General features: G+C 63.4%; 8 protein-coding genes and 1 pseudogene. 5 read left to right on the top strand and 4 right to left on the bottom strand.

Annotation, left to right across the window (positions count from 1 at the left end; genetic code table 11):
• Nucleotides 1-31: 31 nt before the first annotated feature.
• Nucleotides 32-1069: an efflux RND transporter periplasmic adaptor subunit gene (locus E5E97_RS20215; RefSeq protein ID WP_171280914.1), complete on the top strand. Its 1038-nt coding sequence runs from the start codon at nucleotides 32-34 to the stop codon at nucleotides 1067-1069.
• Complete coding sequence (locus E5E97_RS20210) at nucleotides 1062-4259, top strand: efflux RND transporter permease subunit (protein WP_171280913.1); 3198 nt, start codon at nucleotides 1062-1064, stop codon at nucleotides 4257-4259. The genes E5E97_RS20215 and E5E97_RS20210 overlap by 8 nt, the downstream gene beginning before the upstream one ends.
• 60 nt (nucleotides 4260-4319) lie before the next feature.
• On the opposite strand, the gene E5E97_RS20205 is transcribed toward E5E97_RS20210, so the two are convergent.
• Nucleotides 4320-6749: a diguanylate cyclase gene (locus E5E97_RS20205; RefSeq protein ID WP_171280912.1), complete on the bottom strand. Its 2430-nt coding sequence runs from the start codon at nucleotides 6747-6749 to the stop codon at nucleotides 4320-4322.
• Between the two features lie 444 nt (nucleotides 6750-7193).
• On the opposite strand from E5E97_RS20205, the gene E5E97_RS20200 reads away from it, so the two are divergent.
• The 3 genes and pseudogenes from E5E97_RS20200 to E5E97_RS20190 all read left to right on the top strand — a co-directional run bounded on the left by E5E97_RS20200 (nucleotide 7194) and on the right by E5E97_RS20190 (nucleotide 11109).
• Nucleotides 7194-8210: a lipoate--protein ligase A gene (locus E5E97_RS20200; protein ID WP_171280911.1), complete on the top strand. Its 1017-nt coding sequence runs from the start codon at nucleotides 7194-7196 to the stop codon at nucleotides 8208-8210.
• Nucleotides 8211-8398: 188 nt separating this feature from the next.
• A pseudogene (locus E5E97_RS20195) lies at nucleotides 8399-10092 on the top strand (aspartate aminotransferase family protein).
• 228 nt (nucleotides 10093-10320) lie between these two features.
• Complete coding sequence (locus E5E97_RS20190; protein ID WP_171280910.1) at nucleotides 10321-11109, top strand: hypothetical protein; 789 nt, start codon at nucleotides 10321-10323, stop codon at nucleotides 11107-11109.
• Between the two features lie 106 nt (nucleotides 11110-11215).
• Here the strand turns inward: E5E97_RS20190 and E5E97_RS20185 are convergent, their stop codons facing one another.
• The 3 genes from E5E97_RS20185 to E5E97_RS20175 form a co-directional block, all read right to left on the bottom strand.
• Nucleotides 11216-11578: a copper-binding protein gene (locus tag E5E97_RS20185; protein WP_171280909.1), complete on the bottom strand. Its 363-nt coding sequence runs from the start codon at nucleotides 11576-11578 to the stop codon at nucleotides 11216-11218.
• Between the two features lie 58 nt (nucleotides 11579-11636).
• Nucleotides 11637-14765 (bottom strand): efflux RND transporter permease subunit, encoded by a 3129-nt coding sequence (locus E5E97_RS20180; RefSeq protein WP_171280908.1) that lies wholly within the window; start codon nucleotides 14763-14765, stop codon nucleotides 11637-11639.
• Between the two features lie 73 nt (nucleotides 14766-14838).
• Nucleotides 14839-16356, bottom strand: a complete 1518-nt coding sequence (locus E5E97_RS20175; RefSeq protein ID WP_171280907.1) for an efflux RND transporter periplasmic adaptor subunit — start codon at nucleotides 16354-16356, stop codon at nucleotides 14839-14841.
• Nucleotides 16357-16545 lie beyond the last annotated feature (189 nt).

Below are 16545 nucleotides of genomic sequence, written 5' to 3'. Positions count from 1 at the left end.
TTGCCCCTGCTGTCGGGGAAGGAGAAATATCATGGAACAGATCCGCGTGCTGGGGGCCACTATGCTGGCCGTGGTCTCCGTTCTTGTCTCTCCGATAACATCGTCTGCAGAGGTGAATGGTGATGCAACCCTGACCCTTGCCCCTCTTCAGGTGACCGACTGGCTCACCCTGGATGGCACTGTCAGTGCCATCCATCAGGGGACGGTGGCGGCCCAGACCAGCGGCCGGGTCTCCCGCATGCTGGTGGATGTGAACGATGAGGTCGCCGCCGGGCAACCCCTGCTCGAGATCAGCGGCAAGGAGCAGTTTGCCGCCGTCACGGGGGCGCAGGCGCGACTGGCGCGGGCGCAGGCCCAGCAGGTGGAGGCAGAGCGCCAGCTTGCCCGCTTTCAGGCGCTGATCGCCAAAGGGGTGATCACCCGCGCCCAGCTCGACAGTGCCCAGGCGACTGACCGGGCCGCCCGCGCCGAGGTGAACGCCGCCGATGCTGCCCTCACCCAGGCCCGCGAGGCCTACGGCTATACCCGCATTCTGGCCCCTTACGCCGGAGTGGTGACCAAGCGACTGGTGGAGCTGGGGGAGACGGTGGCTCCCGGTACCCCGCTGCTCTCCGGCTTCTCCCTTGATGCGCTGCGGGTGGAGGTAGAGCTGCCCCAATCTGCGCTCGCCCTCGCCAGTCAGCCAGCGGATGTGCAGGTGCTGCTGCCCGATGGCAACACCGTTACCCCCCTCAAACTGACCCGCTTCAACTATGCCGACAGCCAGAGCCACGCCTTCAGGCTGCGCCTCGACCTGCCGCCGCAAACCGCCGGGGTATTGCCCGGCATGTGGCTCAAGGTGCAGCTCAAGCAGGGTGAGCGCCAGCAGTTGCAGGTACCGGAGCAGGCCCTGCTCAGGCAGGGGGAGTTCAGCGGTCTCTACCTCAAACAGGGGGATGGCTGGGCGCTGACGCCGGTGCGGGTGGGTCACTGTCAGGGGGCGCAGTGCGACATTCTGGCTGGCGTCCAGAGTGGCGATCAGGTAGCGGCGGATGGCTGGGCTCGCCAGCAGGCGGTGGCCCATGAGTAACGATATTGACGGCAACAAAGGCAAGCTGGGGCCAGCGGGCCGACTGGCGGCGCTGTTTCAGGGCTCGGCCATCACCCCGCTGCTGGCGCTGGTGGGGCTGTTGCTCGGTCTGTTTGCGGTGCTGGTGACCCCCAAGGAGGAGGAGCCGCAGATCGATGTCACCTTTGCCGATGTCTACATCCCCTTCCCGGGCGCCACGCCGGCAGAGGTGGAGTCTCTCGTCACCACCCCTGCCGAGCAGGTGGTCTCCCAAATCAAGGGGGGCGATACCCTCTACTCCTTCTCTCGCCCTGATGGTGCCCTGCTGGTAGTGGTGTTCAAGGTAGGGGTGAGCCGCGAACAGGCCATCGTCGATCTCAACAACCAGCTCGACTCCAACCGCGACTGGCTGCCACAGGGGATCGGGGTCGGGCAACCACTGGTAAAACCGAGAGGGATCGACGATGTCCCCATCGTCAGCCTCACCCTGTGGAGCAAGGAGTGGCAAAAACAGCTGGGCGCCGCCGAACTGACCCGGGTCGCCCACGAGCTGGAGACCGAACTCAAGCGACTGCCCGGCACCCGCGATATCTACAGTCTGGGCAGCCAGCGTGCCGTGCTGCGGGTGATGCCGGATCCGGCGGCTCTCAGCGCCCATGGCATCAGCTGGGGCGAGCTGAACCAGCGGCTTGCCGCCGCCAATCAGGTAGGCACGACACAGGCCATCGAGCAAGACAACCGGGAGATCAAGGTGCAGGTGGGGCAGTTCCTGCAAAGTGAGCAGGAGGCCCGCGAGCTGGTGGTGGGGCTGCAGGGCGACAAGCCGGTCTATCTCGGTGATGTGGCGAGCGTGTCGCTCGGGGAGGAGACCCCGGTACAGCGCAGCTGGATGGGGCTGGGGCAGGCCAGTTATCCGGCGGTGACGCTGGCCATCGGCAAGCAGCCCGGCCAGAACGCGGTCGAGGTGGCCAAACGAGTTGAGGCGCGGGTCGAGAGCCTCAAGAATCGACTCATCCCTGCTGGCGTCGAGGTGACGGTGACCCGTGACTACGGCGTCACCGCCGAGACCAAATCCAACACCCTGATCGGCAAGCTGATTTTTGCCACCACGGCGGTGGTGCTGCTGGTGCTGGTGAGCATGGGCTGGCGCGAGGCGCTGGTGGTGGGGGTTGCCATCGTCATCACCCTGGCGCTGACCCTGTTTGCCAGCTGGGCCTGGGGTTTTACCCTCAACCGGGTGTCGTTGTTTGCGCTGATCTTCTCCATCGGCATTCTGGTGGATGACGCCATCGTGGTGGTGGAGAACATCCACCGCCATCGTGGGCTGGGCAAGGGTTCCCTCAAGGAGCTCATTCCGGGGGCGGTGGACGAGGTGGGCGGGCCGACCATACTGGCGACCCTGACCGTCATCGCGGCCCTGCTGCCGATGGCCTTTGTCAGCGGCCTGATGGGCCCTTACATGAGCCCCATCCCCATCAATGCCAGCATGGGGATGCTCATCTCCCTGCTGGTGGCCTTTATCTTCTCCCCCTGGCTAGCGAGCCACCTGCTCAGGAGCGAGGGACATGTCGCCCACGGTGAGGCCAAGGCCGGCCTCTTCCAGCGGCTGATGACCCCCTTCCTGATCGGTGACGGTGCCAAGAAATCCAGACGCAAACTCTGGCTGGCCATCCTGCTGCTGGTTGCGGGCGCCGCCGTCATGCCCATGGTGCAGTGGGTGGTGCTCAAGATGCTTCCCTTCGACAACAAGTCGGAATTCCAGCTGGTGCTCGATATGCCGGAGGGGGCGACCCTGGAGCAGACCGAGCGCACCCTGCTGGCGGTCGGGCGAGAGCTTGCCAACGTGGAGGAGGTGAAGGATTACCAGGTCTACGCCGGTACCGCCGCACCCATCAACTTCAACGGGCTGGTGCGCCACTACTTTATCCGCAGCGGCGCCAACGTGGGGGATATTCAGGTCAATCTGGTGGACAAGCATGAGCGTCATCGCAGCAGCCACCAGATTGCCCAGTCGGTGCGGGCACCGCTGCAAGCTATCGCCAGCGCGGCGGGGGGCAACCTGAAAGTCGTCGAGGTGCCGCCCGGTCCGCCGGTCTGGTCCCCCATCGTCGCGGAAGTGTATGGCCCGACTCAGGCCACCCGCGAAGCGGCTGTGCGCGCCGTACAGGCCCGTTTTGTGGCCACGGCGGATCTGGTGGACGTGGATATCTATCTGACCGACCCGCAGCCCAAGTGGCGGCTGGTGGTGGATCGCAGCAAGGCGGCCCTGCTCGGTGTCGATCTCGGGGATCTGGTGAACACCCTCAATGGCGGGGTGGGTTATCAGGATGCCAGCTGGCTGCAGGGGCACGGCGCCAAGTATCCGGTGCCAATCCGCATCGAACTGGCTCCCGGCGACAAGCGTGATCTGGCCGGTGTTCTGGCGCTCAAGGTGCGCAACCAGAGCGGCCAGCTCATCAGGGTATCCGAGCTGGTGAGCCGCCGCGATGAGGTGGCTCCCGGCTACATCATGCACAAAAATATGCGCCCCATGGTGATGGTGGTGGCCGACATGGGCGGCCATACCGACAGCCCGCTCTACGGCATGTTTAGCGCTGGCGCCGATATCGATCTGCCCCAGTATTACGTGCAGCAGCCCGACAAGCTGGGAGAGGTAGCGCTGTTGTGGGACGGGGAGTGGAAGATCACCTACGAGACCTTCCGCGACATGGGGCTAGCCTACGGGGTGGGGATGATCCTCATCTACCTGCTGGTGGTGGCCCAGTTCCGCTCCTATCTGGTGCCGCTCATCATCATGGCCCCCATTCCGCTCACCCTTATCGGGGTGATGCCGGGCCACGCCCTGCTGGGGGCCCAGTTTACCGCCACCTCGATGATCGGGATGATCGCGCTCGCCGGGATCATCGTACGCAACAGCATCCTGCTGGTGGACTTTATCGAACAGCAGCGGGCGAGTGGCGTGGTGTTCGAGCAGGCAGTGATTGCGGCGGCGCAGGTGCGGGCCAAACCCATTATGCTGACCGCGTTGGCGGCGATGATCGGGGCCCTGTTCATCCTCGATGATCCCATCTTCAACGGGCTGGCCATCAGCCTGATTTTCGGGATCCTGGTCTCCACCTTGCTTACTCTGGTGGTGATCCCGCTGCTCTACTACAGCCTGATGTCGCGCCGTGAGGGCGCGATCGCGGCAGACCAGCCGGGCGCACAATGACAGAAGGGCCACTTCGGTGGCCCTTCTCGTTTCACACGTTCAGGTGGCTGGGGCGCTGGGTCAGCGTCCTTTCATCAGCGGGAAGTAGCGCCGGTCGGCCTGGCTCATGTGGCCGACGACCAGCTCCTGAATGATGAAGTTGAGCAACTCGTCGTTGCCCAGGGTACCCGCCCTGGCGGCGGTCATCAGCTGGCTGGCTTTTTGCAGCAGTAGCTGGTGGTCTTGCTGGTGGCTGGCCAGCTCCGGATAGCCGAGTTCGGCCAGCATCTGCTCTTCAAAGGCGAAGTGGTGGCGGGCCACGTCGAACAGGCTCTCCATGCACTCCAGGAACAGGGCCGGGTGCTCCTGGTGATCCTTCATGTGTTCCAGCAGCCGGTTGGTCAGCACGAACAGCTGACGATGCTCGGCATCGATACGGGGGTGGCCGCATTCGTGGCTGCTCTGCCACACCAGCGAGCCCTGCTCCGGATCCAGTCCGGCGGTGAACAGACAGACCCGGCCCCGCCCTCTGCCCTTGGCCTGATACATGGCCTGATCGGCGTGGTGCATCAGGGTCTTGGGATCGGTGCCGTGCTCCGGATAGAGCGCCACCCCTATGCTGCTGGAGATGCGCAGCTCCTGCTCCTCGTCGATGCGAAACGGATGGCGCAGGCTCTGGTGCAGATGGTCGGCCACCGCCAGCGCCTCGTCCCCGGTGTCGGGCAGCAGGATCACGAATTCGTCCCCTCCCAGCCGTGCCACCAGATCCCGCTCCCGCACGCAGTGGCGCATCCGTTCCGCCACCATGTTGAGCAGCACGTCACCGGTCTCGTGGCCGAAGGTGTCGTTGATCGGCTTGAAGTGGTCGAGATCGATGAACAGCAGAGCCAGCTGCGCTTCGCCCTCCATGGCCTCCTTCAACCGCTGCTGCAGCAGCCGGCGGTTGGGCAGGTTGGTGAGGGGATCGTAGAAGGCGAGCCGGCGCATCATCTCCTCGCGGGCGGCCCGCTCGGTGATGTCACGGGTTACCCCCAGAATCGCCTCCGGCTCTCCCTGCTCGTTGCCGTGCAGGGTGGTGACCGTTTCGGTAGCCACCAGATGTCCCTCTTTGTGACGCAGCTGGGTACGAATGACGCAGCGGGTCTGCTCGTGGTCGCCGCGTTGCCAGGCGGCGAGGGAACCGCTCAGCTCGGCGCGCAGCTGCTTTCTGGATGTCTCCGGAATAAGCTGCCTGATGGGGAGGGTCAGCACGTCGATCGCCTCGTAACCGCTGAGCGGCAAGATGGCCGGGCTGACGTAGCGAAAGCGCAGGGTGGCGGTGTCCATGGTCCAGATGACGTCAGCGCTGTTCTCCGCCACGAAGCGGTAGTGCTGCTCGCTCTGGGCCAGCTCGCGGGTGAGCCGCTGGCGGTCGCGCGCCTCCTGGCGCAGGCGCAGGTAGAGGTAGCAGAAGATGCCGAGCAGGGTCAGCAGGGAGAAGGTCACCAGCATGGCCACCGCCACGCTCTTGTCGAGCAGTTGGCGCTGCTGGCGGATCCGCTCCCGATCCGGGTTGTAGAGGAAGTGTTCCAGATCGGGTAAGGCCGAGAGCAGGCCAGCCTCGAGGTAGCTTCTGGCGATCTGCTGCCAGCGCTCCGGCTGCATGTAACCGGGCTCGACCAGATCTGGCTGCATCAGTTCCCGGGTGGCACTGGCTTCGAACTCCAGCTGCTCGCGGCCATAACCGCTCGGGTACTGCTCCATGATCCAGTTGATGATCTCTGCCGGATTTTCCATGGCATAGCGCCACCCCTTGAGGCTCGCCTGCTGAAAGGCGTAGACCCGCTCCGGCCGGTTGTTCAGCTCACGCTCCGAGGTGAACAGGTTGTCACCGTAGAAATCGAAGTCGATGCTGCGGGGGGAGAAGACCCGATAGGGGATCCCCATCCTAGTCAGATAGAAGGGCTCGGTGGTGCTGTAGGCACTGATGGCGTCCACCTGGCCGGCGAGCAGCGCCTTCAGCCCCTGTTCATAAGGCAGCTTGCTCCAGCTGCCCGGCGGGGCATGGCGATTGAGGTAGATCTGCAGCTCCTGGGAGCCGGGCTCCAGCATCAGCCGTTTGCCCGCCAGATCCGCCGGTTGGCGAATGTCGGGCCGCTCCAGGGTGAGCAGCACCAGCGGGGAATGCTGCAGCATGGAGGCCAGCACCACAACTTGCTGGCCACTGGCGCGTGCCAGCAGCAGATCGCTGCCGCTGACCCCGTACTGGGCATTGCCCGACATCACCTCGTTGACCACATTGGTGCCGGTGACGGCGGGTCGCAAGGTGACATCCAGCCCGGCATCTCGATAGAAGCCTCTGGCCTGGGCCGCGTAATAACCGGCAAACTGGAACTGATGTTGCCAGGGCAGTTGCACCACTATCTTGTCCACCGCCTTGGATGGCAGGGAGAAAAGGGTGCAAAACATCGCTGAACCAAGCATTGGCAGATACCAGCGCAGGCGATGAAGGGAGGAATTTACGACACTCATACTCATTCCTCTCGGGAGACGGGGGTCAGTCCTAGAGTCAAACAATTCCTTGTTGCCCGCAAGGGGGCGAAAGGGCGCTGGAATGGGGCATACATGACAGAAAAAAAGATTTCTGTGTCACTCATCACATTTGGCTTTCCTGCTCGGTATTTTTGGCAATTATGCGAATAATTACGGAGCCATATGACCAATAAAAACGGTCGCATTTTAATCGTATTTGCCAGTCGTTTACCTCAATATCAGTAAGTGATTACTTAATTTTCAGCGCAATGCGTCAGCCTGTGTCGCCGTATCAACGGATACATTCATGTTGCTGTCAGATTGTGTCGATCTTTTATTTGTTACGTTATCAGTCAGTAACAGGCCAAAACAGGCAGAAGGGGGCCGGATCCTGTCGACCCCGGTGTTATGATAGCGACTCTTCCATCCCGATGAGGCCTTCTCATGTCCCGATTGCGTCTGTTGCTGTCCGACTCTCACGACCCCCTGTTCAACCTGGCGGTGGAGGAGTGCATCTTCCGTCAGATGGATCCGAACCAGCGGGTGCTGTTCCTGTGGCGCAACGCCAATACCGTGGTGATCGGCCGGGCTCAGAATCCCTGGAAGGAGTGCAACACCCGCCGCATGGAGGAGGACGGGGTGACGCTGGCCAGGCGCAGCAGCGGCGGCGGCGCCGTGTTTCACGACCTTGGCAACAGCTGCTTCACCTTCATGGCGGGCAAGCCGGAGTACGACAAGAGTATCTCCACCGCCATCGTGCTGGACGCGCTCACGCGGCTCGGAGTCGAGGCCTTCGCCTCCGGGCGCAACGATCTGCTGGTGGCGACCCCGGACGGGGAGCGCAAGGTGTCGGGCTCGGCCTATCGGGAGACCCATGATCGCGGTTTTCACCACGGTACCCTGCTGCTGGACGCAGACCTCGGCCGGCTCGCCAACTACCTCAATCCCGACCCCAAGAAGCTGGCGGCCAAGGGCATCAGCTCGGTACGCAGCCGGGTGGCCAACCTCTGCGAGCTGCTGCCGGGCATCGATCACCAACAGGTAAGCGAGGCGCTGCAGGAGGCCTTCTTCAGCCACTATGGCGAGCGGGTACAGCCCGAGCATATCTCCCCTGAGCAGATGCCCGATCTGCCCGGCTTTGCCGATACCTTCGCCCGCCAGCGCAGCTGGGAGTGGAACTTCGGCCATGCCCCCGCCTTCAGCCATCAGCTGGACGAGCGCTTCGGCTGGGGCGGGGTGGAGCTGCATTTTGACGTGGAGAAGGGGGTGATAGGGCGGGCGCAGATCTTCAGCGACAGCCTGGATCCGGCGCCGCTCGATGCGCTGGCCGCAAGGCTGCCCGGCACGGCCTACCGCGCCGATGCCCTCGATGACTTGCTGCGCCAGTGGCGCAGCAAGTTTGCGGCCCGCCAGACCGAGCTGGAGGAGCTCTCTCGCTGGTTGCTGGCGGCGCTGCGCTGACGTTTTTCTCGCCGATGGGGCGGGTGGATCACAAAATCAAAAGAGGCGCCCGAAAGGCGCCTTTTTGCCAGCCACCGTCCGCCCTCATGCATGACAAAAAGTAGGGGAGGCCATTAGATATTGTCGCTGTTTCAAACGGCGACCCGGGGGTATAAGGACTGCACATTTGCTGTACTAATGGTATAAAAATGAGTGACTTGGTCTATTTGAAAGATGAAGGCGTCAACGCCATCCACCCCGAATTCGAACGTCGTTTTGCCACAGTCAAAGCCAACTTCTTCTCGCGCAACCCCGATCTCTGGCCGGTCTTTCGTGAACCCGGTTTTGCCACCCTCAACGAGTTCCGCGCCCGTGGCCTGGCCCCGGCGGCGCGGCTCAATGCCTGGCCCGATGGCCGCGCCCGCCTCGCCGACTTGTGCGAGACCATGCCGGTGCCGGCCACCATGCGCATCCCGGGCGAGCCGATGGCCGAGCTGCTGTTTGCCGGCGCCCTGTCCAAAGACTGGGAGAACCCCTCCAGCGTCGAGAACGTCATCACCATGTCGGCGGATCCCGCCATCTACGGCGCCCAGATGGGGATCCTCGCCAACCCAAACCTGGTCTACTCCGAGTATGCCGGGGTGGCCGAGGAGCTGGAGAAGAAGGTGGTGCGCCAGATAGCACTGCTGGCGGGTTACGATCCAGCCCGCGCCACCGGCATCTTCACCCAGGGGGGACCTTCTGTAACCTCTACGGCTACCTGCTCGGCATCCGCAAGAGCCTGCCGGAGGCCAAGCACAAGGGGCTCGGTCACTATCAGGACTACCGCATCATCAACTCTCAGGGCGGCCACTACTCCAACATCACCAACCTCTCCCTGCTCGGGGTCGACATCGAGAACAAGACCATCCGCATCCAGGTCGGCGAGAACAACGACATCGATCTCGACCACCTGGAACGCACCCTGACCGCCTGCTTTGCCCTGAAACACGTGGTGCCCACCATCATGCTCACCATGGGCACCACCGACACCTTCGGGGTGGACCAGGTGAAACCCGTGGTCGAGCTGCGAGATCGCCTCTGCGAGCGGTTCGAGGTGACGGTCAAGCCGCACATCCACGTCGATGCCGCCATCGGCTGGTCGATGATCTTCTTCCTCGATTACGACTTTGCTGCCAATCCGCTCGCCATCAACAGCGCCACCCTGGCGGGGATCGAGCGCAACGTGGCGCGCTTTGCCGAGCTGAAATATGCCGACTCCTTCACCGTCGACTTCCAGAAGTGGGGCTATGTGCCCTACACCTCCAGCCTGGTGATGATCAAGGAGCAGGACGACCTCAAGGCGATGGAGAACGACCCGGAGAACTTCTCCTACTTTGAGCGGGACATTCAGGGGCAGACCCACCTGCAGTCCACCATCGAGTGCTCCCGCGGGGCGAGCGGCCTGTTTGGTGCCTATGCGGCGCTCAACTACCTGGGGGTGGAGGGGTATCGCACCGTGCTGGCCCACTGCCTGCAAAACGCCAACTACTTCCGCTTCCGGTTAAGCCAGCTCGGCAACGTCAAGCTGGTGGCCCAGGAGAACCAGGGGCCGAGCGTGGGCTTCAAGATCTACAACCCCGAGTGGGTGCAGGACCCCGACGCCGAGTTCGCCTTCGAGCTGGCGCGCAGCCCAGATGCGGCCTACAAGGCGCGCTTGCAGCGCAACACCGACTACCACCGCAGCCTGTTTACCGGGCGCGGCAAGGTGGGTCTCTACACCAACTGGGTGGAGGCCATCGCTCACTCCGACTATGACGCTCGCGGCAAGTACTCCTACATCGCCGGGGAGAAGGCGGTGTTCATGAACCCGGCCTGCGGCCGCGAACAGATCGACGCCTTTATCGATCATATCCGCGGTTGATGATGCAGCAGTGACGGGGCGCAGGCGGGTTTCCCCCTGCACCCTGTTTTTTTGATACGCCAACCAATTGAATCAAAAGGGCTTGCTTGCGAATGCCCTGGGAAGTGTGAGGCGCTGCACGTTGTGCCCCTCTGTCTCCCTTTCTGACTTTTATCCCCCTGTTTTTTCCGTACGGTATGGACTCCAACGGGTTGATTTTCAGCCGTGGACATCAACAAAGGAGTCGTTATGGACAAGCACAGACGCAGAGTCACCCTGGGGCTGTTGAGTGCCCCCCTGGTCGCCACCCTCGCCGGCTGCAACAGCAGCAATGACAGCCAGGGGAGTGCGGCGGATTTTCGCACCACCCTGACCGACCGGCTGAGCGCCGAGCTGCACGACGAGCAGACGGCCCGCCAGCTGGCCCCCTTCATCGAGGAGGCCTGCTTCAACATGACCCCGTCCCGGGTCGCCATCGACCAGGCCCATTGCGTCATCGCCTTTGCCTTTGGCAATCGCCCCAACGCCTCGGGCAACCCGAATGAGCTGGCCGAGCCCGGCCCCATGAACGAGGTGCTGGCCGCCTGCTGCGCGGCCCTCTATCGGCAAAAGCCGGTGCCCATGTACGTGCAGTGGGAGATCGCCCGCTTCCTCGACTCGGCCCGTTATCCGGACATTCCAGCCCGGGATGTCATCTCCATCGAGCCTTACTGGGATGATGAGGGCAAGCTGGTCTACCTCAGCACGGACGGGGTGGTGGAGGCCATCGTCAGGGATTATGCCGGCGGAGAGGCCGCCGCCCTCGGCACGGCGGCCGTCATCGGTCACCGCGACCACGTCAAACGCTGCATCATCACCTGCCGTGCCCGCAAGGTGACGAGCCATGCCCCGGAGGGGATCGAACTGCCCGTCTGGTATGACGAGCAATCCGATCAACCCTGGACCCGTCGCCGCGACCTCTATGTATTGCAGGACATGTCTGTTCAGTTGCTCGGGATAGCTCAGGCGAATATCGCTCAGGCTTATCCGAACGGCTGAAGACGCCGCTCGGCGGATAGTGCAGTAGCGGATAGTGCAGTAGCGGATGGCGCAGTAAACGAAAACGGCGGGATGATCCCGCCGTCTTTTATTGAAATGGCTCCGCTTACTGTTTCTGGATGGCGGTCACGGTGAGTTTGCCGGCCGGGTTCTCGGCGTGAAAACGCACCGCATCCCCCACCTTCAGATCCTTGAGCTGGGCCGGATCGGCCACTCGAAAGACCATGGTCATGGCGGGCATCTTGAGGTTGTCGATCGCCTCGTGTTTGATGCCGATCTTGCCGTTGGATTCATCGATGCGGGTGATGACCCCCTGGGTCATCGCCATGTCGCCCATCTCGTTCATGCCTTCCATCTGGCTCATCTGGCCCATGTCGTGGCCGGCATGGGTCATCATCTCCTCGGCCTGCAGGCCGGTGTGGGTGGCAAGGCCAAGCAGCAGGGTCAGGGTCAGCGTCTTGTAGTTCATGGTGTTTCCTCGTCGTTGATTCAGATTCTGGGTTGTCAAAAAGGGCGCTGCCACCGGGTTAGCCGGCGGGTTGGGGTTCAGTCGCGCCCAGGTGCCGGCTGCGCCACAGGTAGTAGGCGGCGGGCAGCACCAAGAGGGTCAGCACCAGTGCGCTCACCATGCCGCCGATCATGGGGGCGGCGATGCGCTGCATCACCTCTGAGCCGGTGCCGTGGCTCCACATGATGGGCAACAGGCCGGCGATGATGGTGACCACCGTCATCATCTTGGGGCGCAGGCGCAGGGCGGCGCCGTGGATCACCGCCCGGTGCAGGCCCGCCTGGTCTGGTTTGCCGCAGGCCACGAGGTCATCCCAGGCGTGGTTGAGGTAGACCAGCATCAAGACGCCGGTCTCTACCGCCACCCCGGCCAGGGCGATAAAGCCCACCCCGACTGCCACCGAGAGGTTGAAGTCGAGCAGCCAGAGGGTCCAGATCCCGCCCACCACCGCCAGCGGCAAGGTGGTGAGAATGAGCAGCACCTCCTGGAAGCGGCGAAACGCCAGATAGAGCAACAGCACTATGATGGCGACCGTGAGCGGCACCACGTAGGCGAGGCGCGCCTTGGCCCGCTCCATGTATTCGAACTGACCGGACCAGGTGAGGGCATAGCCCGCCGGCAGCACCAGCTGCTTGTCTACCTCGGCCTTGGCCTGTGCCACAAAAGAGCCGATGTCGCGGCCGCGAATATCGACGTAGACCCAGCCGTTGAGGCGCGCATTTTCACTGCGCAGCATGGGCGCCTCGTCGCTGATGTAGACCCGCGCCACGTCCGCCAGCGCGATGCGCGTACCGCTCGGGGTCACCAGCGGCAGCAGCTCCAGGCTGGCTACCGAATCGCGATAGCTCTGGGGATAGCGCAGGTTGATGGGGTAACGCTCGCGCCCCTCGATGGTCTGCCCCACCTCCATGCCGCCCACCGCAGTGGCGAGCACCGCCTGCACGTCGGCGATGTTGAGGCCGTAGCGGGCAGCCTTGAGTCGGTCGATGTCCACCTTCACATAGCGGCCACCGGCCACCCGCTCGGCGTAGACCGATGAGGCGCCCTCCACCTTGCCGACAATCTGCTCCAGTTGCTGGCCGAGCTGCTGGATCACCTTGAGATCGGGCCCCGCTATCTTGATGCCGACCGGGGTCTTGATGCCGGTGGCCAGCATGTCGATGCGGGTCTTGATGGGGGGCACCCAGGCGTTGGTGAGGCCGGGGAAGCGGATGAGGGAGTCGAGCTCCTCTTTCAGCTTCTCCGGGGTCATGCCGGGGCGCCACTGCTCGCGGGGCTTGAGCTGGATGCTGGTCTCCATCATCACCAGATCGGCGGGGTCGGTGGCCGACTCGGCGCGTCCCGCCTTGCCGAACACGTTCTGCACCTCGGGCACGGTGCGAATGAGCTTGTCGGTTTGCTGCAAAATCTCCCGCGCCTTGCCCACCGAGATATTGGCCGCTGTGGTGGGCATATACATGATGTCCCCCTCATCGAGCGGTGGAATAAACTCGGAACCCAGGTTCTTGAGCGGCCAGAAGCCCGCCACCGTCACCACGGCGGCGATAGCCAGAGTGGTTTTCGGACGGGCCAAGACGGCTTTCAGCAGTGGTACATAGCCCTGGCTTAGCCAGCGGTTGAGCGGATTGGCCTGCTCGGCCAGCACCTTGCCACGGATGAAGTAGCCCATGATCACCGGCACCAGCGTGATGGCGAGCCCGGCCGCCGCCGCCATGGCGTAGGTCTTGGTGTAGGCGAGCGGGTGGAACATCCGCCCCTCCTGCGCCTCCAGCGCGAACACCGGCAGGAAGCTGATGGTGATGATGAGCAGGGAGAAGAAGATGGCGGGGCCTACCTCGATGCTCGCCTCGGTGATGATGCGCCAGCGGTTCTTGTCAGTGAGCGCCTCCCTCTCCATGTGTTTGTGGACGTTCTCGATCATCACGATGGCGCCATCCACCATGGCGCCGATGGCGATGGCGATGCCGCCGAGCGACATGATGTTGGCGTTAATCCCCTGCAGGTGCATCACGATAAAGGCGGTCAAAATCGCAATAGGGAGGGAGATGACCACCACCAGGGATGAGCGCAGGTGGAACAGGAAGGCGATGCAGACCAGCACCACCACTGCGAACTCCTCCACCAGCTTGCCGGAGAGGTTGTCGATGGCGCGCTGGATAAGGTCGGAGCGATCGTAGACGGTGACGACCTCGACCCCCTCCGGCAGGCTGCTCTTCAGCTGGGCGAGCCGCGCCTTGACCCCGTCGATGGTGTGCTGGGCATTCTCGCCATAGCGCATCACGATAATGCCGCCCACCACTTCCCCTTCGCCATTGAGCTCGGCCAGACCGCGCCGGCTCTGGGGCCCGGTGACCACATCCGCCACGTCACCCAGCAGCAGCGGGGCGCCGCGCACAGTGGTACCGAGCGGGATCTGCTTCAGATCCTCCACGCTTTTCAGATAGCCATTGGAGCGCACCATGTACTCCGCTTCCGCCATCTCGATGACGGAAGCGCCGGTCTCCTGATTGCCCTGCTTGATGGCGGTCTCGATAAGGGAGAGCGGGATGCCGTAGGCGCGCAGCTTGTCCGGGTCGACCCGCACCTGATACTGGCGCACCATGCCGCCGACGGTGGCGACCTCGGAGACCCCCTCCACCGTCTGCAACTCGTACTTGAGGAACCAGTTCTGCAGCGAGGTGAGCTCGCTCAGGTCATGCTTGCCGGTTTTGTCCACCAGTGCGTACTGATAGACCCAGCCCACCCCGGTGGCATCGGGGCCGAGCTGGGGACGGGCGGAGGCGGGCAGGTTGGGGGCGACCTGACTCAAATACTCCAGCACCCGGGCACGGGCCCAGTAGAGGTCGGTGTTGTCGTCAAACAGCACATAGACGAAGGAGTCGCCGAAGAAAGAGTAGCCGCGCACCGTGGTCGCCCCCGGCACCGCCAGCATGGCGGTGGTGAGCGGGTAGGTGACCTGATCCTCCACCACCTGGGGCGCTTGGCCCGGATAAGAGGTCTTGATGATCACCTGTACGTCGGAGAGATCCGGCAGGGCGTCCACCGGGGTCTGCTTCACCGACCAGAGCCCCCAGGCGGTGAGCATGAGGGTCAATAGCAGCACCAGAAAGCGGTTGCCGATGGACCAGCGAATAATCGACGGGATCATGATTGGGCTCCTTGCTCATTTGGTGCAGAGAGCTGAGCCTGTTTGTTGGCAACGTAGCGAATGATAGCAGGGATCATGATTTGGCTCCCATATCGTGCTGGCTATGGTCCATGCCTTCCATCTTCTCCATCTCATCCGCTGCAGGCTTGGTGGTGTCGCCGCTTGCCGGCGCTTGCTGCTGATGGATGCTGGTGATGCGGTACTCATCCCCCTCCTGCATCACTTGCAGATGCAGGGTCTGCCCTTCGGTGAGCTTGCTCATATCGACCCCGTCGGTGACGGTGAACTCCATCTCCATGGCGGGCCACTGCCACTCGGGGATGGGCTGGTGGGAGACCATCAGGGTACGGTTGGCCAGATCGATGCTTTCAACCTCGCCCTGGGTCCACACCTGGGCGGGGCGCACCGCTGTCATGCGCTGGAAGTCCGAATCGATGGCCGATTCGGAGTCGAGCAGGAACTGGGCCGAGCTGACGATGTTATCTCCAGCCTTTACCCCCGCCTTGATGGCGACCTTGTCGCCAAACTGGGGTCCCAGAGTGACGGCCACCGACTTGAAGCTGCCATCCCCCAGTGCCAGCACCAGCCGGTCCTGGCTGCCGGTGCGGATCACCGCTTCGCTCGGCACGACCAATTGCGGCTCTCCCTTGCCCGCCTGAATGGTCACCTTGGCGAACATGTTGGGTTTCAGGAACTCGTCCGGGTTGGCTAAGCGCAGCCGTACCTTGAGGGTGCGGGTGGCGGCATCCAGAGTCGGGTAGAGGTAATCGACCCGGCCCTGCCAGCTGCGACCGGGGGCATAGTCGAGGGTCATGGTGACCGGATCGCCCACCTTCAGCTGGGCGGCCTGGCGCTCGAACACCTCGGCGCTCACCCACACCTGCTTGAGGGTGCTGATGTTAAAGAGCGCCGCGGCGGGCTCCACATACTGGCCCTCGCGCACCTTCAGCTCGGAGACATAACCGCTGCTCGGGGCATAGATGCGCACCGTCTCCTGCACCTGTCGGCTGCGCTTGAGGGCTGCTATCTGATCCGCCGGCACCTGCAGAGATTTGAGCTTGCCCTCGGCGGCGCGCAGCAGCAGCGGATTGGCGGTGTTGAGCGCCAGCAGATACTCGTGCTGGGCATTGACCAGATCCGGGGCATAAAGCTCGTAGATCAGGCTGCCTTTGCTCACCTGCTGCCCCTCGCTCTTGATGGCGAGGGTGCGGATCCAGCCCGCCATGCGGGCGTTGACCGCCTCCAGCCGGTCCTCGTCATAGCCGACGTAGCCCACCGTCTCGATCTGCTGGTGGATGGGGAGCTTCTCCACCTTGGCGAGCCGTACCCCCAGGTTCTGCTGGATCTCGGGGCTGATGGTGACGGTGCCGGGTGAGCCGCCCTGTTTTTCCTCATAGACGGGGATGAAGTCCATCCCCATGTTGTCCTTGGCGGGGGCGTCGCGCTTGTCGCGCGGATCCATGGGGTTGACCCAGTAGAGCGGCGTCTTCTCCTTGGCTGCAGTGCCAGTGGTGGTCTGTTTGGCGGCCCAGTAGCCGCCACCGGCGCCGAGGGCCAGCAGCAGGGCGGACATCAACAACGTCTTGTTCATGACAAGCCTCCGGCGCGCGGGAGGCGAAGGGGGGGCTGGCACGGCCGCGCGCAGGCAGACCGGGTAACGGGGGTGGATGACATGATATCTCTTCTCTTCTGTCAGGCCGCCGGTGTGATGGTGTGCGCGGGCTGGGCATCACCACGAGGCGGCAAACGGGGCGCAGCTGTGTCAGCGCGCACGGCTCCC

It is taken from the genome of Aeromonas sp. 2692-1, from assembly GCF_013085505.1.
Lineage (GTDB): Bacteria > Pseudomonadota > Gammaproteobacteria > Enterobacterales > Aeromonadaceae > Aeromonas > Aeromonas hydrophila.
The sequence above is the reverse complement of the archived record's forward strand: the minus strand, read 5'-3'. Positions and strand labels throughout refer to the sequence as shown.